The following is a 22,456-nucleotide window of genomic DNA, read 5'->3' on the forward strand; positions in this document are numbered from 1 at the left end:
TCGACTTCTGACAATGCTAGATCCGACAGCCGCGTCCTTGTCAGGGCGCGGCTGTTTTTTTATGCTTTTCTTATGAATAGAGGACACAACATCATGCGACACCGACTCGTTTTCATCGGGTTAATCCTGCTGTCAGGGTGCGTCAGTGTTGACTACCCGGTCGAGGAAGTCGAAAAAGCCCGCCTCGGTCAAATGGTGTCGTCAGATCCCGTTGTCATCGAACAACTCGCGAGCATCGCCAAGCTCGAGCAGATGTTGCTGTCATTGAGCCCACAGGTCGATCCATTGGAAGCGGCCAATATCGCTGGCTCTACGGTGAATTACTCGTTGGCGCTGGCTGAAGACTATGAGCTAACAAAACAACCCGTACTTCATAATGTGCTGGTCAATTACGGATTGAGACCAAGGGGACTGTGCATCCATTTCGCCGAGGACATACTGAGGATGCTGTTGGCAAAGAATCTGCAGACCTTTGACGTGTATTGGGGCGTGGCCTATCCCACCGAACGGTTTCGACTTGAACACTCATCGGCCGTGGTAACGGCCAAGGGCCATCCGTTCGAATCCGGTATCGTGCTCGATGGCTGGCGCGACTCGGGCAAACTGTTTTTTGTTCACGTGCCCGATGACGATCGCTATAGCTGGGAATTATTCGACGATAAGGTCACTCAAGAACATCGACTAAAAAAAGCACGTGAAGCTCAAGAAGCACTGGAGTCGACGACATCCTCGGAGTGATCGCCGGTTAAAAAGCGCACCACCGACTCAAGGCGTTGCGGCGTACCCACGTCCCACCAATAGCCTGTGTGGCGCTGTGCGGTTATCCGTTGTTCGGCAATCCATGTGCGCAGCAAAGGACCGAGCGGCACTTTCCCCTGTACCGCAGAAAATAATGAGGGTCGATAAAGACCAATACCGCTGTACGTAAAGGTGCGTGTGTGCTCGGGAGTCGGTGGACACAACAGACGCTGTCGCTCATTGTGCACGGGACTCGCCTTAGCACTGAACGCGAAGTCACCGAGTCGATGATGAGGTGGATTCGGCACCATCACCAAATGCGCATCAATCGAGGCACCCAGTTCAACTCCCCGGAGACGGTGCAGACCAAAATCGGTCCAAACGTCACCATTGACAACCAAAAACGGATCACTGCCCAGCAGCGGCAGAGCCTGCGCAATCCCGCCCGCTGTCTCGAGTGCACCCTGAGATTCATGCGAGTACTGAATGCGTACGCCAAATCGTGAACCGTCTCCGAGTGTCTGAGTAATCTGTTCCGCCAGGTAGGCCACATTAATTACGATGTCCCCAATGCCAGCAGACGCCAGTGCACGAATGTGATACTCGATGAGTGGCATATGCGCTAAATCCAGCATCGGCTTGGGCGTTTGTTCAGTCAGCGCCCCCATACGCGTGCCCCGCCCCGCTGCAAAGATCATGGCTTTCATCGCGTCCCCCTATCGAGCCGTGGCCAAACGCGCTCTTCAATCCATTGCCCAAATCGATGATAGGTCGGTATTGATTGGGCAGCTTCGAGAAGATAAAACACGGTACGCGGCAGATCGTTGAGATAGCCAGCCTTGCCGTCACGATGCCAAAGTCGTGCAAAAATGCCGGCGGCCTTCAGATGACGCTGGATGCCCATTGCGGCGAATTGTTTACGCGTGAGAGAGTCGTCCTGCAGGCCCTGCTGCGCTCGGGACACGAAGTAGTCCAACAGGTGATGCTGATCGTCGTAACTTAGACGCACGTAGCAATCTTTGAGCAGCGAAACACAGTCGTACAACACCGGTCCATACATGGCGTCCTGAAAATCAATCACACCGATACTCAGTTCGGCCGCGTCCTCACGCGCATTTCGGATCATGAGATTGCGGCTGTGGTAATCGCGGTGTACGAATGCGCGCGGCTGACTGAGCGCATCGTCCACGAGCTGCCGTTGTACCGAGCGCCATAACCGGTCATCACTCAATGACCAGCTCAGACTCAAATGACGGTCGATGAGCCAGATTCGAAACAACGCCATCTCCTCGCGCAAGTAGGCCTCATCGAAGGGCGGTAGATCCGCGCTTGGCGCACGCTGAAGCACAAGCAGATCATCCAGCGCGCGCTCATAGACTCGACGTTCCGCTGCACTGAGTGTGGCGCCATCTGCAGGATGGCCCAGATGCGTTAATAGCGTGGTCCGACCAAAATCCTCGAGCAGCATCATGCCGTCGGCTTCGTTCCACTCGTACACCCTGGGCGCACTCACACCGGCCGCACGCAGCCGCTTGGCAAGCACAAAAAAAGGACGGGTTGGCTCAAGCGCCACCGGCGCATCCATCACGATGTACGAGGCGCTCGAGGTGTGCGCTCGATAGTATTGACGGAAGCTGGCGTCAGCCGATGCCACCGTCAATTTGAGCGGCGGCTCGGGCATGACCGCCTCCAGCCAGGCAACCACTTGGGCCAGTCGTGTTTGGCCGGTAGAAATTCCCTCCACAGCGATGCCGTTTAAATTGAAGGCGACCATATTCTGTGCCATTGTAGCGTCGATAAAAAGTATTGTAGCTGCGTTGGAACCGATTTACAGGCGAGCACGCAGCACTGATCGGAAATCGCGCACTGTGACCCCACCCTGTCGATACCCTGGCTTGATTTGCTGGCTGGCGCTAGCAAGTATTTGTGCGCCATCGGCGATGGCAGACAATCCCGCCGAATGCGAGGCGCCGTCACCGCGGCCGCTGCCTGAGCTCGACGCCTCGTCGGCACAGGTAGAACTGACTGCGCAGACGGCCGACATACAGCCAGAAGGCATCTCCACATTGAGCGGCGACGTAACGGTCTCGTATCAGGGCCGCACGATTTCAGCCGACTCGGCGCGTTACGATGCGCGCTCCCAGGAGTTTGATGTCGAGGGAAACGTGGCTTTGCGCTCGCGCAACCTGGATATCGACGGTGAGAATGCAACGTTTTCTTCGCTTGACGACGAGGGCGCCTTTTCCAATGCACGCTTCGAACTTCTCGATCGAAACGGTCGCGGCGACGCCGGCACGATTGAAGTCAAGAACGACAATCTGTTGCGCCTCGAAGACGTACGATACACCGCCTGCCCGCAAGGCCAGAACGACTGGCGATTTGTCGCCCCTGAGATCACCATTGATCGAGAACGACAGATTGGCAGCGGGCGCAACGTCCGTGTTGAATTCAAAGGCGTGCCGATACTGTACACACCCTTTATTTCTTTCCCGGTTGGCGACACGAGAAAGTCGGGTTTTCTGCTTCCTGATTTTGGTTCCAACGATCGTAGCGGCGTGGACTTTGCCGTGCCGTACTACTGGAACATGGCGCCGAATTACGATTCACTCATCACCACCCGCTACATGTCAAAACGCGGTGTGCAGCTCGGTGTCGATTCGCGCTATTTATTTCGCAACACGCAGGGTGAGTTTGAAACTCAAGTGCTGCTGGGAGATGACCTAACCGACAGTGATCGCATTCGCGGGCGCTGGCTGCATGAGTCGCGGTACGACAATGGCTGGCGTATTTACATCGATGCCGAAGACGTCAGTGACGGTGAGTATTTTGAAGATCTCAGCGGTTCCCTGGTCGGCGCCTCGTTGACCCATCTTGAACGTCTTGTCGAAATATCGCGCGAAGGCCGTTATCTCGACGCGGGCCTGCGCGGCCAGGCGTTCAATACACTCGATGACACCATCAGTGAAATTAATCTGCCCTACAAACGCCTGCCTCAGTTTTGGTTTGCCGGCGATGTTGGACAACCCAATCAACTCAACGCCGGCATTCGTGGCGACCTCACCAACTTTGAACGAGACCTTGGCGCCCGTGGCTGGCGCGCCGACCTTCAGCCGTATGTTTCGTGGCCGCTCGCCGGTAACGCCTACGCGCTGGAAACGCGGGTTGGCTTAGCGCATACCGAGTACGATCTAAAGGAAACCGATGTCGCCGGTCGCCCCGAGCGAATTACGCGTACAGTGCCGATCTACAGCTTTGACGGCCAGCTGTTTTTTGAGCGATTTAATGTGGCGACAATGAAACGTCAAACGCTCGAGCCGCGCCTGCGCTACACGCATATTCCCTTTGTTGAGCAAGATGACATCCCGATCTTCGATAGCGGTACGCCCGACGTCAACCTCGTGCAACTGTTCCGTGATAACCGCTACACCAGTGTCGATCGCATTGGCGACACCGATCAGCTGAGCGTTGGGCTCACCACTCGGTTGTTTGACGAGGAGTCTGGGCGCGAACTATTTAACGCCACGCTGGGGCAGGCCTTGTTTTTTGGACGCCGGTCGGTTCGGCTCCCGAACGAACAAATCGAGGGCAATTCGTCGAACGTCATCGCTCAGGTTGGCCTGGGGCTCAGTGACACGTGGAACGCCGATGTCGAATACCAATGGGAGCCGCAGGATCGCGACACGGCGAAAGCCGTGGTGCGGCTGCAGTATCGACCCGGTGTCAATAAGGTGATTAATATCTCCTACCGCTTTCAGCGTAACGATCTGGAACAATCCGATCTGTCTTTTGCGTGGCCTATCGGCGACAATTGGAACATCGTCGGTCGATGGAACTACTCGCTCGACGAGCAGCGCACACTGGAGCGATTCGCCGGTGTCGAGTATTCGCGCTGCTGCTGGTCGGCTCGACTGGTCTCTCGGCGCTTTTTGAACAACCGCAGCGGCGGCCAGGACACGGCACTTTTTGCGCAAATCGAACTCAAAGGCCTCACGAGCATTGGGGCTCGTGTTGACGCCTTCTTGGAACGAGGAATACTGGGATATGGTCAAGAATACGATTAAGCACGCCTTTCTGGTGCTGGTTGGCCTGTGCGGCTCGACGTCGGCACTGGCACAAGGCAGTAACAGCGGTGAACTGCTGGACGGCATCGTGGCGGTCGTCAACGACGGCGTGATTTTGCGCAGCGAACTCGATCGACAGGTTGACGCAATATCCACGCAGCTTCTTCTCAACGACGTTCAGCTACCCCCACAGGACGTACTGGAAAAACAGATACTTGATCGGCTAGTGATCGAAGAGCTGCAGCTCCAGCGCGCTGAGCGCCTCGGCATTGAGGTGACCGATGATCGTCTCAATGCGGGTTTGTCGCGGGTTGCGCAGGGCGGAGGCATCACGCTCAGCCAGCTGCCTGAAGCGCTCGCTGCAGAAGGCATCGACTATATTGCGTATCGCAACAGCATTCGCCGTGAAATGACGCTCGAGCAGTTGCGACAGCGCGACCTCATGGGCCGCATTCAGGTCACACGCGAAGAAGCGGAGCAGTACTTGGCCACCGAAGGCTCGGCGGACAACAATGAGTACGAAATTTCACAGATTCTGTTGCCGGTATCGGCCGACGCGGACCTTGAGACCATCGCGGAACTCGAAGAGAAAATAAACGGCATCCATGCTCAGTTGGAAGATGGACAAGATTTTGGCGGATTGGCAGTGAGTTATTCGGCCGGACAAAATGCGCTGTCGGGCGGAAAGATTGGCTGGCGCAAGCACAGTGAATTGCCCAAGCTGTTTGCCGATTCCGTGGCGACACTGAGCCCTGGCTCGTTTACCAGTCCAATTCGAAGCAATAGCGGCTTTCATATTGTGCGGCTTGACGACAAACGGGGTGATGCGCGCCCACCCGTCATCGTGACTGAGTTTTTGTCACGTCATATTTTGATTGAAACCAATGAAATTCGCACGGAGGCTGCCGCTGAAGCCAAAGCGCAAACACTGTATACCCGACTGCGCGCCGGCGAGGATTTTGTTGAGCTCGCGCGCGACGAGTCCGATGATCGCGGCAGCGCCACCAGCGGCGGTGAGTTGGGTTGGGCCGGTCCGGGCACCTTCGTACCGCCCTTTGAACGAAAGATTCTCGAGCTCGAAATCGGTGAACTCAGCGAACCCGTGAAGAGTCAATTCGGCTACCACATCATCGAGCTTCTCGATCGACGCGAATCAGACAAAACCGAACAAGCGCGTCTCAATGAAGCCGCTGGACAAATCCGTGTGCGTAAAGCCCAAGAAGAAACCGAAAGTTGGTTACTCCGCATGCGCGACCAGGCCTTCGTCGAGTATCGCCTTTAAGGCATCTCGATTGCGCTGAACGTGTCTGCCACTCCACTGATCGTTATCAGTGCCGGCGAACCCGCTGGCATCGGACCCGATTTGTGCCTGCTCTTAGCGGCTCGCGACTGGCCGGCACGACTCGCGGTAGTCGGTGATCCCGAGCTATTGCGTCAACGTGCTCGCTTGCTCGGCATCACATTGAACATCGTGATCGGTGTGGCCGATGCGGTGCCGTCACATGCGGCGGGCACGCTGTACGTAGTGCCTGAATCGTGTGCCGCGCCGTGTGTTCCCGGCGAATTAAATACCGCAAACAGTGACTACGTGCTAAGGGTACTCCGGCGCTGCGCCGCGCTGTGCCTCGATGGTTCAGCCGGTGCTATGGTGACCGCTCCGGTACACAAAGGCGTCATTAACGATGCCGGGATTTCTTTTTCGGGGCACACGGAGTTTCTTGCCGAGCTCTGCAACGCACCGCTACCGGTCATGCTGCTTTGTGCCGGTGACCTTCGCGTGGCATTGGTTACCACGCATCTGCCACTCAGTGCGGTCAGCGCTGCCATCACACCACAGCGATTACGCCAAACACTTGAGGTATTGCAGACCGATCTGCAACAAAAGTTTGGCTTTGCACAACCGCGCATCAGCGTATGCGGTCTCAATCCGCACGCGGGCGAAGGTGGCCACCTGGGTCGCGAAGAAATCGACGTCATTACGCCGGTGCTCGATACACTGCGCGAGACCGGGATGGCATTAAAGGGCCCGCTACCGGCGGATACGCTGTTTACACCTCGCCATTTAAACGAGTGTGACGCCGTATTGGCGATGTATCACGATCAAGGGCTCACGACGTTGAAGTACGCCGGTTTTGGCCGAGCCATCAACGTGACACTGGGCCTGCCCATTGTGCGCACAAGCGTTGATCACGGCACGGCACTTGATTTGGCCGGTCGCGGCGAATGCGACAGCGGCAGCATGATCGAAGCGCTACGCCTGGCGATCGCGAGCGCGCACAATCGCATCGACAACCCCAGTGTCACAGCGGCGCGGTGCGAACCCGAACGCGAGGAATCTGGTCAGCGCCCTGACACGCCGGGGGCCAGCCGCGCGACATGAAACACCGTCCGCGTAAACGATTTGGGCAGAATTTTCTGTTGGACAGCTCGGTAATCGATCAAATCGTTTCGCTGATCGATCCCGATCCCCTTGATACCCTCGTCGAAATTGGACCCGGTCGGGGCGCACTCACGCTGCCGATACTCGCGGCGGGTTGCGATCTACACGCCGTCGAGATTGACCGCGATCTGATTGCCCACTGGCGTCAGCAGTCGCATCCCAATCTGACGCTGCATGAGGGGGATGCACTCGAATTTGACTTTTCCCGGCTCGGCGCACCGTTGAGAATCATCGGCAATTTGCCGTACAACATCTCGACGCCACTGCTCTTTCGTTTTATTGAGTATCGTCAACAAGTGCGCGATATACACGTGATGTTGCAAAAAGAAGTGGCTGACCGCGTGTGTGCAGAACCGGGCACCAAAGCCTACGGTCGGCTCACCGTCATGATGGCGTTGCACTTTGAACGCTATGTGGCCTTTGACGTGTCGCCCGACGCCTTCGAGCCTGCACCCAAAGTCACCTCATCGGTCATCAGCATGCGCCCCCTTGAGACCCCACCGGACCTACACAACGCGACACGCTTCGCGCTCCTTGTCAAACACGCCTTTTCAATGCGCCGCAAAACGCTGCGAAAAAGCCTCAAAGGCCTATGTTCCGAGGCCGATTTCGCCGCCGCCGGCATCGATTCCGGGCTGCGGCCCGAACGCCTTTCCGCCGCGCAGTTTGTCGCACTGTCAAATACACTTGACGCCCTTCTCTAACCGCTATAATCCCCGCGCCGTTCGCCGCCCAAGTCGGCAAAACCGACCAGTGTTGCGCTACAATAGGGGCGTGTTTTAGGAAAACGAGTCGATCGATGAGCGACACCACCGAGCAGAGCATTCGCGTCAACGTCAGCGCGCACTACGTCGAAGGGCAATCGGAGCCAACTCGACATCGTTACGTGTTTAGCTACACCATCACAATCACTAACTTAGGCGCCCGCACAGCAAAATTGCTCTCCAGACACTGGATCATTACCGACGCTGAGGGCAATCAACAAGAGGTGCATGGTGATGGTGTTGTGGGCGAGCAGCCCACCATGGCGCCCGGCGAAGGCTTTCGCTATACCAGTGGCGCGATTCTCAAGACGCCAGTGGGCTCGATGCAGGGCTCGTATACAATGGTGGATGACGATGGCAACACCTTCAAAGCACCCATCGACCCTTTTACACTGGCCGTGCCCGGATACCTTCACTAACGCACTATGGCCGTCTACGCGATTGGCGACATTCAAGGCTGTTATACGCCGCTGCGCCACCTGCTCGATAAACTCGATTTTGATCCGGCCAACGACACGCTTTGGCTAACGGGTGATCTGGTCAACCGTGGTCCCGAATCGCTCGAAACGTTACGCTTCGTGCGCTCGCTGGGTGAGCAAGCCGTGAGTGTTTTAGGGAATCACGATCTCCATCTTATTGCCCGTCATCTGAATGCCCGCCATAAACCCGGCAAGCGCGATACACTCGACGCAACGCTTAAGGCCGACGATCGTGATGAACTCATTGATTGGTTACAACGCCGCCCGATACTTCATCATGATCCCTCGTTAAATGCGGTTATGGTGCATGCTGGCATACCGAGTCACTGGAACCTTAAAGCGGCCAAGCGCCAAGCTCGTAAGCTGGACACCCTGCTTCAGGGCCCACAAGCCCGCAAACTCCTCAAGCACAGCTATCGTTTTACTCCGCACAAATGGTCACATTCGCTGAGCAAGTGGGAAAAACGCTGCTATGCGCTCGGCGCGTTCACGCGTATGCGCTACATCTATCCCAACGGCAAGCTCGAAATGGCCCATAAAGGCGCGCCGGGCAGCCAGCGCCGCGACACCCTACCCTGGTTCGACGCGCGACACGCTCGCTGGCGCGGCGAGGCACGCGTTATTTTCGGCCACTGGGCAACACTGGGCATTCACCAAAACGACCATGTCATCGGACTCGATGGCGGTTGCGTTTGGGGCGGCACGCTCGTGGCTGCTCAAATCGATATAGAACCGGCACGAATGACCGAAGTCTTGTGTCAGGTAGGGTGATGAGGCACCATATTTTCCGTCCCTTCACGCACGATCACCGCTCATTCTCTGGAAAACGATATGTCGCTACTCCCGCCGTTCAATTTTCAGCAATGGATCGACACACACCGAGATCAGCTCAAACCGCCGGTCTGCAACGCGCAAGTGTTTGATGAGGGCGAGTTCATTGTGATGGTGGTGGGCGGCCCAAACTCCCGCGCCGACTACCACCATGACGTTGCGCCCGAGTTTTTTTATCAACTTGAAGGCGAAATGCTGTTGCGCACGATGCAACAAGGCAAACGCGTGGACTACCCAATAAAGGCGGGCGAAATTTTTATGCTACCGGCTAATGTGCCGCACAGCCCCCAGCGCTTTGCTGACTCCATAGGATTGGTGATTGAACGCAAGCGTAAACGCCACGAAGAAGATGGTTTTTCCTGGTATTGCAATAATTGCGATGCGCTGCTTTATGAAGAATATCTACACATTGACGACATCGTCGCCGATTTACCGCCTGTTTTCGAACGCTTCTACGGCGACCCGCAGTCGTATACCTGCACCCATTGCGGTGCCATTAACGCGGCACAATAGAATCCATTTGCAATGAGTGTTCTGCGCTTCACCAACGCACCGCTAGCGCTAACGGGTGTGGTGCACGACCTGTCAATCACGCTCGATTTCGACGGACCTCAACCCTCGCACTTTGGCGCGGCGCCCGCCCGCGCGCAGCCAATGACCGCCGATGGGTTCATTGGCGACACTCGGCAAGGCGGCAGCTGCAATGCGATGCGCGTGGAGCTCAATCCGCACTGCAATGGAACACACACCGAGTGTGTCGGCCACCTAACGACCAGCCGCGTCAGCATTCACGACGTGTGCCCCGCGCTACCGCTCCTAGCGGCTTTGATTTCCACAGAAACATCGCCCTGTGAGTATGACGGTGTACCCACATCCGTTATCACATCCGACGCACTGCGGCCCGCACTGGATTCAGTGCGACGGCAAGCGGACGACGCGGCGGCCGCTCAGCCCACGGCGCTTGTCGTGCGCTCTCGACCCAATCCCCCGAGCAAACGACACGCGCAATATACCAGCATGGCCGACAGCCCCTTTTTCGATCCTGCCGCAGTCGCCGACCTGGTTGAGCTCGGATTCGATCATTTGCTCGTCGATATACCGTCCATCGATCCCTTTTCCGACGGTGGCAGGCTCGCCGCTCACCGCGTGCTGTTTGGACTCCCGACGTTTGACCAGTGCCCGTCGCCGGCCCTGGAGAACGCGCGTCGCGCTCACGCCACCCTCACTGAAATGATTTATGTTGACGACCAGATTCGTGACGGTCTGTACCTTCTCAACCTGCAGATCCCCGCTTTTAGTCTTGACGCGGCGCCAAGTCGCCCACTTCTCTACGCCCTGGAGTCGCTATGACCCTTGACGCCCTGCACGCCCATGCGCGCGCGCTCGATGCTCAAGATCCACTACACGCCTACCGCGGACGATTTTTCATTCCACAGCGCGATGGCGTTGAGCAGACCTATTTGTGTGGCAACTCGCTCGGGCTACAGCCGCAACGTGTTCCTGCGCTCATCAACGAGGAACTGCGAGACTGGCAAGGACTGGGCGTTGAAGGGCATTTCCATGCCGAGCGTCCTTGGATGCCCTACCACGAATTACTCACGGCGCAAATGGCACGAGTGGTCGGTGCAACGCCAAACGAAGTGGTGTGCATGAACTCGTTGACCGTGAATCTGCATCTTATGATGGCAAGTTTTTACCGGCCCACCCCTTCGCGCCACAAGATTATCCGCGAAAGCGCAGCGTTTCCGTCTGACTGCTACGCCCTCGACTCACAGCTTCGCTATCATGGCTTCGATCCGGCCGACGGACTCATTACGCTGAGTCCGCGCGACGGCGAAGACCATTTACGCCTGGATGACATGCTCGAGACAATCGAGCGACATGCTGCGGACACCGCACTCGTATTGCTTCCTGGCGTGCAGTACTACACAGGTCAGGTGTTTGACATTAATACCATCACTGAACATGCTCATCGCCTGGGATGCGTGGTTGGTTGGGATCTGGCGCACAGCGTGGGCAATGTCGCGCTGTCGCTGACCGACTCCGGCGCCGACTTTGCCGTTTGGTGCAACTACAAATATATGAATGCGGGTCCCGGCGCCATCGGCGGCTGCTTCGTGCATGCGCGCCATCATCACGAGGACTTGCCGCGTTTCGCCGGCTGGTGGGGCCAGGACAAAGCGAGCCGCTTCCAAATGGGCCCAACCTTCTCGCCCATTCCAACAGCAGAAGGCTGGCAGCTTTCGAACCCCCCTATCCTCGCCATGGCACCACTGCTTGCGTCGCTTGAATTATTTGACGACGCCGGCATGCCGGCCTTGGTCGACAAAGCGCGCCAACAGTCGCGTATGGTGATCGACTATCTTCATGCCCATTTTCAAGACAAAGTGAGCCTGATCACACCGATTGACGACGCCAGCCGCGGTGGCCAACTATCGCTGCGCATTGCGCATCATGGCAAACGCGTTCAAGAAGCGCTTATTGCGGAGAACGTCATATGCGACTGGCGTGAACCCGACTGCATTCGCATTGCGTTTGCGCCGCTCTACAATCGATTCGACGACGGGGTGCAATTTCTGCGTGTGCTCCATCAGGTGCTCAATCATGACTGAATCAATTACTATCGCTGGCGCCGGCCTCGCCGGCTCACTGTTATCCATCTATCTCGCGAAGCGAGGCTATCGCGTAACGGTGTTCGAACGCCGCCCCGATATGCGCCGTCAACATCTTGATGCTGGGCGATCAATCAATTTGGCGTTGGCCAACCGCGGTTTACGCGCGCTCGAGGCGGTTGGACTCGCCGATCGTGTCGCGCCGTTACTCATTCCAATGAAAGGACGTATGCTGCACGAACCCGACGCGCAGCCCGTTCTTCAACCTTATGGCAAAGATGAACACGAAGTTATTTACTCCGTTTCCCGACCCGGCCTCAATGCTCTGCTACTGGATGCTGCCGAACAATTGGGGGTCGACATCCGGTTTAATCAAACGCTTACACAGCTCAATCCGTCCACCGGTGAACTGTCGTTACGTGATGGCGATCGAGACTATACTCACGACGCATGCCCTCTCATCGCCACTGACGGCTCAGGCTCGTTGGCTCGACGCACGCTGGGCTTCATGCCAGGCAGCACGTCCACCGAGGAGTTTCTAGAACATGGTTACAAGGAACTGACGATTCCCGCCGGAACGGATGGACAGTTTTTAATCGAAAAGAACGCACTGCATATCTGGCCGCGTAGCGGCTATATGCTCATCGCCCTACCCAATCTCGATGGCAGTTTTACCGTTACGCTGTTCATGCCACGCGAGGGCAAAACGAGTTTCGCAAGCCTAAATTCACCGGACGCGGTGAACGCGTTTTTCGAATTGCAATTCCCTGACGCCTTGGCACTCATGCCTGAACTCGCGGCGGAGTACTTTGAAAATCCGACTGGCAAACTGGTCACCGTCCGCTGCAACCCCTGGCACCATGAGGACAAAGTCGTTTTGCTCGGCGATGCGGCACACGCGATCGTTCCGTTTCATGGGCAAGGCATGAACTGTGCGTTTGAGGACTGCTACATCTTTGACCAAATTCTCGGTGATGGACGCCCTGATGCGCCCGACTGGCGAGCGGTATTTGCGCTGTTTGAAGCGCGACGACGACCGAATGCCAATGCCATAGCGGATCTTGCACTCGATAATTATATCGTGATGCGATCGAGCGTCCGCGACCCGCGCTTCCACTTAAAAAAAGAGCTGTCCTGGGAGCTCGAACGACGATTTCCAACGTTGTTTATTCCGCGTTACTCCATGGTCATGTTCCATCATGTGCCCTACTCGGCAGCACTCGAACGAGGTCATATCCAAGAACGCTTGTTGGATGAACTCATCGGCGATCACGAATCATTAGCTCATATCGACTTTGCTATTGCCCAGCAGCGACTCCAGAGTGAGCTCGGTGAGGTGCCGCATGGGGAGTAGCTTTAGCGCCATCGACTGGTCGGCGTGGACACCCACAGAACAAGCTACCCTTTTGTTTGTAATCGATGGCGATCAAATTCTACTGATCCGTAAAAAGCGCGGCCTTGGTGAGGGCAAAGTGAACGGCCCGGGTGGACGTCGCGAACATGGAGAGAGTTTAGCTGAGTGCGCCATACGCGAAACACACGAAGAACTGGGCGTTACGGCCCATAACCCGGTGTTGTCCGGGCGTCATCAATTTCAATTCACCGATGGCTATGCGCTTGAAGTCTATGTTTACTATGCAACGCAATTCCAGGGCCTAGCTATCGAAACCGATGAGGCCGTTCCGCTTTGGACACACGTGGATGCGATACCCTACGACGAAATGTGGGAGGACGACCGGTTATGGTTACCGCTGCTGCTGGCCAAGGAGACCTTTGATGGCCGCTATCTTTTTGACGGCGATCGTATGCTGGGGCACGAATTAGACATTTCGGTTGACGTCGATGCCTTAAGCCAACAAAGGCCCAGCGCTCAATGATTCTCGCCTAACGCTTGTATTCGCCTTTGGCGTAAGTAAATCGGCGTGCCGATTCTGGCCAGTCGACCAACCGTTTGAATCAACGCAAAGGCGTTCCGCGATCTCTCAGCCAGCTATAGCGCAATCGGATAAGCGACGCTCGCCCACGTTAGCTAAGAGGCCAATCGAATCGAAACGTGGACCCATTCCCCTCTGTCGAATCGACGCGAATCGTCCCATCAAATTTTTCGATAATACGCTTGACCATCGTCAAGCCAATACCCGTACTCTCATAGCTATCCTTGTTGTGCACGGTTTGAAACATATCGAAAATGCGCTTGTGGTGTTTTGGATCGATACCAGGACCATTGTCTCGGACCGAGAATCGATAGAAACCCCCTTGCTGCCGCGCATCGATATCAATCACCAAATGGTCGGGATCAGAGTGATGCTTAATCGAATTGGAAATGAGGTTACCAAACACTTGTTCAATCATGATTGAGTTGGTATGCAGTATCGGCAGCCGTTCGCCGAGCACGAGTTGGCTACCGACATCAAGTCGGTAGTCAATCGCCATATCCATCAGCAGTTCTCGAACATTGACTTCTTCGGCCGCACTGGTATCGACAGAATCAACCCGCGAATAATCCAGCACGCCTCGAATGAGTTCCTCCATACGCGCCGCTTGACGAGATACGCGCTGCAGATTGCTTTTAGCTGATAGTAACGCCGGACTGTGTTCAGCTGAGAGGTGCAACAGATCCTCCTCGATCAAGTCAACCAGCGTTGTAATGCCTCGTAGTGGCGCTTTGAGATCGTGAGACGTAATGTAGGCAAATTGCTCTAGATCCTGATTGCTGCGCGCGAGTTGCTCATTTATTTTCTTAAGCTGCTGCTCCTGAACCCGTATTTGCGACAAATCCGTGTGTACACCGACCATACGAACCGGGTCGCCCTTAGCATCCCACTCAATGACTCTTCCTCGGCACAACACCGTGACCCAATGCCCATCCGCATGCTGATAGCGCAATTCTTGTAAATACGGATGCTCTCCACCGGTTTGGATATGCTTGCGTAAACCATCCAAGGCGGGCTGCAGATCGTTGGGGTGAATAATGGCTTGCCATTCTGACGGGTGATGGCGTTTGGTTTTTGGGTCATAACCGAATGTCTCCCAGAAGCGCGGAGAAATGTACTCGTGATCGTCTTGCAAACGCCAATCCCACCAGCCGTCATTCGTTTCTTGGCTGATAAAACTCAAAATGTCGGTGTTGCTCTTCAGCTCTTCCTGCGCTGTTCGCGCCGCGTGCACATCTTGCGCGGTGCCCACCATACGCACGACTCTTCCCTCTCGGTCACGTACCGCCTTCCCCTGCAGTCGAAACCAGCGGTACTCACCGCCTTTGGTCTCGAGCCTCACCTGCGCATCAAATCGCTTTTGACCTGAAAAATGCTCGCGAAATAAGTTGGCCAAGGCGATTCGATCATTCGGATGAACAACTCTAGAATCAAACGACACATTTACCGTATCGCCTTCATCATATCCTAATAGTTCATGAAACTTGCGTGACCAGGTTTGTTCGTTAGTATCAAAATGCCAATCCCAAACACCGATCTGTGAGCCGTGCGTTGCCATCACCAGCGTTTGATTCTCTTTTTGTAAAAAGCACACATCACGGACATCGATCCATGTGCAACGGCTGTAAACAAAACGATGGTGGTCATCGTATACCGCGTCCATATTGAGCAGAACGGGTATGCGCTCGCCATTCTTGCTCCGCAACTGCGTTTGTTGCGACTTAATCTGACCCGCTTCTTCAGTGACCCGAAAAATTCGTTCAGCCTCACCGCGGCTATCGTCGTGATACAAAGCGGACAACGACATGCCCACTAACTCGTCTTTGCTATAGCCGGTTAGCAATGCTAGGCGGGCATTGCACTGCGTTAACTGCATGGTCACCGCATCAATCGTTGCATGCATGACTGGCGAATGCTCATAGAGGTCTTCATATTGAGCATCGCGTTGTTTCAACTCCTTCGTTCGCGCGTCGACGAGCTGCTCAAGTTCATCACGATGCACTTCGACCGCATTCAAATAGGCCTGACGATCCGTCATATCGGTAATAAACAGATGCATGAGTATGCCGCTATTAGACGGTACCAGCGTGATACTGATCTCGACCGGAATCTCCGCACCGTCTTTGCGCACAACCGTGGTCGCAATTTGCTCGAACTCGTTCGGCGCGATATCAGAATCAAGGTAAGACGCTACCGCCTCAGAGGTCACCGTTTCTTGGGAAGCGGTGAATAGGCGTGACAGCGGTTGACCGATAAGCTCCCGGTGCGTATAGCCGAGAAGACGCCGTAACGAGGGATTGATCGACAGAATATCTTGGTTGGCGGTTAGACTCACGATACCCACCGGTGAACTGTGGAACATGTCCTCGTATAAACGCTCAGCCTGTTTGACCGCTTGAATACTGACAAATGAGATCACGACTCCCTCAAATTCGGTGGCGTCGTTTTCGTATGGTGAAAGTTTAACAATGTGCGACTCACCGTCCGTTGTTTTAACTTCCGCCTCGATTACTTCTTTCGACAGCAGGCATTGCTCGACGAGCTGGTTAAAGTTTACCCCCTCAAATTTATGCGTGACGTGACTGAATGGTCGCCCGTGATCTTGGTCGAGTAAGTTAAATCGTTCGGCCGCAGCGGGTGTAAATTTGCGTACGCACAACTCGTCATCAATAAAAATGGTTCCAACGCCCGTGCTGCTAAACAGGTGCGCTTCATCCAATGAGAGCCGATTAAGCTCTGAAATCTTAGTTTGGTACTCAGCATTAACGGAATACAGCTCTTGATTAACAGCATGCAATTTCTCGTTGGTCGTCTGCAGATCTTCATTCGAGAAAAGCAGCATTTCATTTGCTGACTGTAGCGCTTCGTTGGTTCTCTCAAGCTCCTTTATTGTGACCTGCAAACGCTCCTTAGTGACCTGCAATTCGTCTTCAAGCACCGACACTTGCTCAATGTTGACAACCTCATCACTCAGAATGCGGTCCTGTCCACCTTCGGATTTGACCGAATCTTTATGACCAACACTCACCAAAAAGAACGTTATTGGGCCTGTCGCATCGGGAAGCACCGGCGTCACTGTAAAACTGATTGAACGGTTCTGCCCACCGTACTCCATTCGATAATTGGAATACCCCACCGGTCTACGCTCGCGTTTTACACACTCCATACACACAGAGATAGCCGCGCATAGATTTTTGTCCATAAGCGCGTTCAATTTGTTACTGACTTTTCCGGGACTGAATGCCATATCAAATGGCGGTTCGCCATAAACATGGATCAGCCGTTGTTGCTCATCCACCAGGAGACCGGATGGCACGTATTGTTCGAGCAACGCATGGTGTACACGGTCGACATCAGCCTGGGTGGGCGTTTCACGCTCTTGAGCCGATTGTTTGAGCGACGGGTGAACGGGTGCAGGACGTGTCTCGTTCTCACTGGCCGTGGGCATAACACGATTCGCCTGGGGGATATCAAGGGTGGATTTAGAGTATATTCTCCATTTTGAGTGAACGGCATCGTAGCCGGTTTCGTGGCTGCCCAGCGACTCGCTGGGACCAAGAAACAACACCGCGCGCGGATTAAGACTGAAATAAAACAAACTTAAGACTTGCCGCTGAGTGTCACCATCGAGATAGATCAGCAAATTTCGACAGGCGATCAAGTCAAGATTCGTGAATGGCGGATCGTTCATTACATTGTGGCGCGCAAACACCACGAGCGATCGTAGACTCGGTACGACCCGATAGACGCCGTTGCTTTGTTTAAAATAGCGTGCTGAGTAGTGGTCGGATACGTCAGCCATTTGTTCTTTGCGGTACGCACCCGCCGCAGCGGCTGTCAACATCTCGTCATCAATGTCGGTGGCGAACAGCTTAAGTTCAAGTCGCTTACCCGACCGCTTAATCTCCTCCGAGAATAGTATCGCAAGCGAATACGTCTCTTCGCCGGAGGCGCACCCTGCACTCCATACGCGCACCTCGTCTCCGGGTTGTTTTTCGTCGATAATGCGCGCGACCTCACGTCGGACTGACTCGAATGCTTCGCGGTCACGAAAAAATTTGGTCACTCCGATGAGAATCTCGTAATAGAGTGTCGTCACTTCCGCCGGATGGTCTTGGATATACATCCAATATTCCCAAATGGCGGCCAGATTTAATTCGGTTAACCGTCGATCAATACGTCGATTCACCGTCGCAATGTTGTACCGCGAGAAGTCAACGCCATACCGATCTTCGATGGCTTTAAAAATTCGGTCGCGCCCGTCGTGATCATCCGGTGGTCGGCCGTGCTCAACGGATGACTCGACGCCACCCGCAATACGCTCACCGAAGATCGCCACCGCGATGTCGGCTGGAGACCCGTGGCCATGACTCAGCTCGGTAGCGCTTGCCGCGTTTGGCCTGACACCGAACTCTGCGTTTTGCGGCGATTCAACGTAAACACACCCACCGTGTTCGGCAATCGCGCGAAGGCCGCTGACGCCATCCGATCCAGTGTTGGACAACACAACAGCTGTCGCCCATTCTTTGACGTCCTGGGCAAGAGACGTAAAAAACACGTCGATCGGTTGACGGGGTTTGAGCAGCTGCGTTGTATCGACGAACGTTAGCACCTGCTTGTTGATGGTGACGAAGGAGCGCGGCGGCGGTAAGTAGATGGTGTTGGGCTCAATTCGCCGTTCATTCACGGCGGTGGTTACGGTTAGACACGTCGTATTGGCCAGACTCTCGGGCGTGACACGCTTGGAACCCGGGGATGGGTGTTGAATCACGACAAACGCGGCACCCGGCGGTGCACTAATAGATCGGAAGAACTGCTCAATCGACGCCGATCCACCCGCCGAGGCGCCGATCGCAACGACGGGAAACCCGGCGCCAGGAAGGATTGTGTCGGAGGATTTTTTCTCGCCCGTCCTGGCGTGTTTCGGTGCCGATACTAGATCTTCACTCATCGAAATCCGTTCCTATGCTTGGCTTGAGCGGGCGCATGAACGACAGCGCGTCTCAACGTGACATAATAATGGAACGCCTCTAAGACGAACTCAGGGAAAATACTGATACCACGGCAACCAACCGACCGCGGCGCAATGCGGCGACGGACGAATCCGTTAATGACAGCGGGTGAGCCTCTTAGGACCGATCGGTTCTGTTCTTCTTTTTATAACCAGAACAGCACGTTAAACGTTACTGCACCCAATTCTAGATTTGGTCGATCAACGCTTGTCGTGATCTCAAACGAACCTGACTGTGGCACACGACAACGCAATTTCTTGTCTGTACAAGCGTGAATTAAGCGTGTGACTCATCGACTCAACCACACGTTGCGCATCCGCCCCGTGGTCAGACGGTCCCGTTACACAAACGACGCGATCGGCTCGCCCATTGCCGCCTCATCCACCGTGAGGCCAAGACCGGGCGCCGTACCTGTGCGCACCCCATCATCGAACCGTTCGACATCGACCGACGCCGTCGTGATCGAGACCATATCGCGCGTATCAAGAATGCAACGCAACAGTCGATTGGGTACGGTCTGTCCGCAGTGGACGATCGCGGCAAATGCAATATCGGATCCCACTGTATCCTGTACACTGAGCGTCAAACCTGCGGCACGACACAAATCGACTTGACGTCGAGCAGCGGTGAGACCGCCCGCTTTGGTGATCTTTAGGCCTACGCCGTCTGCCGCGTCATGGCGAATCAGCATTGCGACGTCGGCATCATCGACAATCAGTTCATCCAGCAAGATCGGCACGCGACACTGAGGCCTCAGACGCAGCGTCTCAGCCCACGTTGCGCACGGCGCCTCCAAAACGATATCCGCCGGACCCAACAGCGTTAAAAAGCGCAGCGCATGTTCAACCGACAGTCCTCCATTGGCATCTACCAGAAAAAACTCTCCTGCAAGCCGGTCGCTAAGGCATGCCCTTACGCATTCGGCATCCAACAACGGCCCACCCTCTGCCTCGCTATGACCAATTTTTATCGAGTGCCCACGGTATCCCTGCTCACGAAACGCGGCCACACTCTTCCGCATGACCTCTGGCTCCGCGCTGGGAATCGATGAAATAAGGGGTAGGATCTCACCGGTCGACCCACCCAATAACGCGCACACGGGCATATCCGCGTATTGACCAAAGATGTCCCAACACGCGACATCCAGTGCCGCTTTGGCCCCTTGATGCCCCTTAAGCACCTGGTCCATTGCAACGTTGATGATCTGCGGTGTTCGAGGATCGAGTCCCAATAGCGAGGGGGCCACAATTTGCAGGGCTGCCCGCACTCCGCCAGCGTGTTCGGCGATATACGTCGATCCGAATGGCGTCGACTCGCCCCATCCAGTCACGCCACAGTCCGTTGTGATGCGAACGAACGTCGCATCGAACGACGTGTAGTGGCGCTTGCCGGAAATCGTATACGTACCACCCGCATAGGATAGTTCGCGTTGGAAAACATCCACTCGCGCGATTTTCATCGTGCAGGTGAATCGACTCGCCGACGTCGATACTCGCGAAGCTCACACGCGAACTCATTCTCGGCGTCCGCCTCTACCGACTGCACGGCCACACGCTCCCAATCCTCCAAATCGATAAACGGCAACCACGTATCGCCCTCTACCTGCGCGTCCACGACCGTCAGAAACAATCGAGTCGCCATAGGTAAGGCGTATCGATAAATTTGCGCGCCACCAATGACAAACACGTCACCGCGCGACGCCTGCGCCACCGCCGAATCGAGCGTCTGGCACACACGGCAACCTTCAATCTCGCCGCCGCGACGACTAAGCACAATATTGTCTCGATTGGGCAATGGACGGCCGATCGACTCATAGGTTTTACGCCCCATGACAATGGTATTACCCGTGGTGACCTGTTTGAACCATTTGAGGTCGGCGCGCAACTGCCATGGCAACGCGTTGTTACGACCAATTACGCCATTTTTGGAGACCGCCACAATCACCGCTAGCTCCGCCGTGCGCATTACCCTGGCGGTCATACGGCGACCGGCGCCTTAATCGGCGCGTGATGCTCATAGCCGACGATATCGAAATCGTCATATTCATAGTCGAACAATGAAGAAGGATGGCGACGCAATACCAGCTTCGGCAGTGTCAACGGCGTTCGTTCAAGCTGCAGTCGCGCCTGTTCGAAGTGATTGGAATACAAATGACAATCGCCGCCCGTCCAGACAAAATCACCCGGCGACAAATCACACTGCTGTGCCATCATGTGCGTGAGCAACGCGTAGGATGCGATGTTAAACGGGACCCCCAAAAAAACGTCGGCACTGCGTTGATAAAGCTGGCACGACAGTTTGTCGTCTGCCACGTAAAACTGAAATAAGGTGTGACACGGCGACAATGCCATACGATCCAGATCGGCGACATTCCACGCGTTGACAATGATCCGTCGAGAATCAGGTTGCGTTTTAAGCTGCTCGACCACCGCACTAATTTGATCAATCGTGCCACCATCCCGGGCCGGCCACGAACGCCACTGCGCGCCATAAACGGGACCGAGATCACCTTGTTCGTCTGCCCATTCATCCCAGATGGTTACGCCATTGTCGTTCAGATAGCGAATATTGGTGTCGCCGTTTAAAAACCACAGTAGTTCATAAATGATTGATCGAATGTGCAGTTTCTTGGTGGTGACGAGTGGAAAACCTTGGTCGAGATCAAAACGCATTTGATGGCCAAACACGCTGCGCGTGCCTGTGCCCGTGCGGTCGGTCTTTACGCTGCCCGATTCCAAAATGTGCTGAACTAACTTCAGGTACTGATTCATTTAATTCGTTTCACCTCACCACCAATCACGTTTTGTCGATAAGCCAACACCAGCAGCAGTAGCCCAATCAGAATCATAGGCGTCGACAAGATCTGACCCATGGTCACCCAGTCGAAGAGCAGATAGCCTTTGTCCGCGTCGGGTAGACGCACAAACTCCACCAGAAATCGAAATGCCCCGTAGCCAAGCAAGAATAACCCGGACACCGCCATTCGTGGTCGCGTGGAACGGCTGAACCACCACAGCACGACAAACAACACCAGCCCCTCAAGAATGCCCTCGTACAGCTGAGAGGGATGGCGTTTGACGCCCTCAACGATAAAGCCCCAGGGTAAGTCAGTAGGTTTGCCCCACAGCTCGCCATTGATGAAGTTACCCACTCGACCAAAAAACAGACCCAGTGGTGCCGCCGGCGCCAAAAAGTCAGTCACGTCAAGCCAGTGGCGTCCGCGTGACAAGGCAAAATAGGCCATGCCCAGAATGACGCCGATGAGGCCGCCGTGAAACGACATGCCGCCTTCATAAATCTTGAAGAGATAAATCGGGCTATCGATGAACCGATCAAACGCGTAGAAAAAGACATAGCCGATGCGGCCACCTATGATCACGCCGAGCGCCGCAAAGAAAATCAAATCTTCAATGTCTGCACGTTTCCACGACCGAAACGATTGGGCTTGGTCGGTGCGGCCGGCGCGCCGTATCAACAGCCACCATGCGGTCGCGAAGCCGATCACATACATGAGGCTGTACCAGCGAATAGCAAAGCGCCCAATACTGAAAATATTTGGGTCGAAATTTGGAAATTCCATGGTGC

At 55.2% G+C, this 22,456-nt stretch carries 19 protein-coding genes; 12 read left to right on the forward strand and 7 right to left on the reverse strand.

What is annotated here, in order from left to right:
- The first annotated feature begins 93 nt into the window (after window positions 1–93).
- Window positions 94–738: a hypothetical protein gene (locus AAF465_07595; GenBank protein ID MEM7082582.1), complete on the forward strand. Its 645-nt coding sequence runs from the start codon at window positions 94–96 to the stop codon at window positions 736–738.
- On the opposite strand, the gene murU is transcribed toward AAF465_07595, so the two are convergent.
- Window positions 702–1,445 (reverse strand): N-acetylmuramate alpha-1-phosphate uridylyltransferase MurU, encoded by a 744-nt coding sequence (gene murU / locus AAF465_07600; GenBank protein MEM7082583.1) that lies wholly within the window; start codon window positions 1,443–1,445, stop codon window positions 702–704. The genes AAF465_07595 and murU overlap by 37 nt on opposite strands.
- On the reverse strand, window positions 1,442–2,524 hold the full coding sequence (locus tag AAF465_07605) for a phosphotransferase (GenBank protein ID MEM7082584.1): 1,083 nt from the start codon (window positions 2,522–2,524) through the stop codon (window positions 1,442–1,444). The genes murU and AAF465_07605 overlap by 4 nt, the downstream gene beginning before the upstream one ends.
- Before the next feature lie 154 nt (window positions 2,525–2,678).
- Here AAF465_07605 and lptD point away from each other — a divergent pair, with 154 nt between their 5' ends.
- From lptD to AAF465_07660, 11 genes are all read left to right on the forward strand, one after another.
- Complete coding sequence (gene lptD, locus AAF465_07610) at window positions 2,679–4,799, forward strand: LPS assembly protein LptD (GenBank protein MEM7082585.1); 2,121 nt, start codon at window positions 2,679–2,681, stop codon at window positions 4,797–4,799.
- The gene (locus AAF465_07615) at window positions 4,780–6,081 is read left to right on the forward strand and encodes a peptidylprolyl isomerase (protein ID MEM7082586.1); all 1,302 of its coding nucleotides are present in this window, start codon (window positions 4,780–4,782) and stop codon (window positions 6,079–6,081) included. Before lptD ends, AAF465_07615 begins: the two co-directional genes overlap by 20 nt.
- A 21-nt stretch (window positions 6,082–6,102) precedes the next feature.
- On the forward strand, window positions 6,103–7,179 hold the full coding sequence (pdxA, locus tag AAF465_07620; GenBank protein MEM7082587.1) for a 4-hydroxythreonine-4-phosphate dehydrogenase PdxA: 1,077 nt from the start codon (window positions 6,103–6,105) through the stop codon (window positions 7,177–7,179).
- Entirely contained in the window at window positions 7,176–7,943 is a 768-nt protein-coding gene (gene rsmA / locus AAF465_07625) for a 16S rRNA (adenine(1518)-N(6)/adenine(1519)-N(6))-dimethyltransferase RsmA (GenBank protein MEM7082588.1), read from the forward strand. Before pdxA ends, rsmA begins: the two co-directional genes overlap by 4 nt.
- 95 nt (window positions 7,944–8,038) lie before the next feature.
- On the forward strand, window positions 8,039–8,422 hold the full coding sequence (apaG, locus tag AAF465_07630; protein MEM7082589.1) for a Co2+/Mg2+ efflux protein ApaG: 384 nt from the start codon (window positions 8,039–8,041) through the stop codon (window positions 8,420–8,422).
- A gap of 6 nt (window positions 8,423–8,428) precedes the next feature.
- Window positions 8,429–9,253: a symmetrical bis(5'-nucleosyl)-tetraphosphatase gene (locus tag AAF465_07635; GenBank protein ID MEM7082590.1), complete on the forward strand. Its 825-nt coding sequence runs from the start codon at window positions 8,429–8,431 to the stop codon at window positions 9,251–9,253.
- A 60-nt stretch (window positions 9,254–9,313) separates the two neighbouring features.
- Window positions 9,314–9,826, forward strand: a complete 513-nt coding sequence (locus tag AAF465_07640) for a 3-hydroxyanthranilate 3,4-dioxygenase (protein MEM7082591.1) — start codon at window positions 9,314–9,316, stop codon at window positions 9,824–9,826.
- A gap of 12 nt (window positions 9,827–9,838) precedes the next feature.
- Window positions 9,839–10,663, forward strand: a complete 825-nt coding sequence (locus tag AAF465_07645; GenBank protein MEM7082592.1) for a cyclase family protein — start codon at window positions 9,839–9,841, stop codon at window positions 10,661–10,663.
- Window positions 10,660–11,925, forward strand: a complete 1,266-nt coding sequence (kynU, locus tag AAF465_07650) for a kynureninase (GenBank protein MEM7082593.1) — start codon at window positions 10,660–10,662, stop codon at window positions 11,923–11,925. Before AAF465_07645 ends, kynU begins: the two co-directional genes overlap by 4 nt.
- Window positions 11,918–13,279 carry an NAD(P)/FAD-dependent oxidoreductase gene (locus tag AAF465_07655; protein ID MEM7082594.1) on the forward strand — a complete coding sequence of 454 codons (1,362 nt, stop codon included), beginning with the start codon at window positions 11,918–11,920 and terminating at the stop codon, window positions 13,277–13,279. The genes kynU and AAF465_07655 overlap by 8 nt, the downstream gene beginning before the upstream one ends.
- Window positions 13,269–13,802 (forward strand): 8-oxo-dGTP diphosphatase, encoded by a 534-nt coding sequence (locus AAF465_07660; GenBank protein ID MEM7082595.1) that lies wholly within the window; start codon window positions 13,269–13,271, stop codon window positions 13,800–13,802. Before AAF465_07655 ends, AAF465_07660 begins: the two co-directional genes overlap by 11 nt.
- 148 nt (window positions 13,803–13,950) lie before the next feature.
- Here AAF465_07660 and AAF465_07665 read toward each other — a convergent pair whose 3' ends face one another.
- The 5 genes from AAF465_07665 to lgt all read right to left on the reverse strand — a co-directional run bounded on the left by AAF465_07665 (window position 13,951) and on the right by lgt (window position 22,451).
- Window positions 13,951–18,810 carry a PAS domain S-box protein gene (locus AAF465_07665; GenBank protein MEM7082596.1) on the reverse strand — a complete coding sequence of 1,620 codons (4,860 nt, stop codon included), beginning with the start codon at window positions 18,808–18,810 and terminating at the stop codon, window positions 13,951–13,953.
- A gap of 401 nt (window positions 18,811–19,211) precedes the next feature.
- Complete coding sequence (locus AAF465_07670; GenBank protein ID MEM7082597.1) at window positions 19,212–20,330, reverse strand: enolase C-terminal domain-like protein; 1,119 nt, start codon at window positions 20,328–20,330, stop codon at window positions 19,212–19,214.
- Window positions 20,327–20,851: a dihydrofolate reductase gene (locus AAF465_07675; protein ID MEM7082598.1), complete on the reverse strand. Its 525-nt coding sequence runs from the start codon at window positions 20,849–20,851 to the stop codon at window positions 20,327–20,329. Before AAF465_07675 ends, AAF465_07670 begins: the two co-directional genes overlap by 4 nt.
- Window positions 20,848–21,642: a thymidylate synthase gene (gene thyA, locus AAF465_07680; protein ID MEM7082599.1), complete on the reverse strand. Its 795-nt coding sequence runs from the start codon at window positions 21,640–21,642 to the stop codon at window positions 20,848–20,850. Before thyA ends, AAF465_07675 begins: the two co-directional genes overlap by 4 nt.
- Entirely contained in the window at window positions 21,639–22,451 is an 813-nt protein-coding gene (gene lgt, locus AAF465_07685; protein ID MEM7082600.1) for a prolipoprotein diacylglyceryl transferase, read from the reverse strand. Before lgt ends, thyA begins: the two co-directional genes overlap by 4 nt.
- Window positions 22,452–22,456 lie beyond the last annotated feature (5 nt).

The organism is Pseudomonadota bacterium, assembly GCA_039028935.1.
In the GTDB taxonomy this organism is placed as follows: Bacteria; Pseudomonadota; Gammaproteobacteria; order Steroidobacterales; family SZUA-146; genus SZUA-146.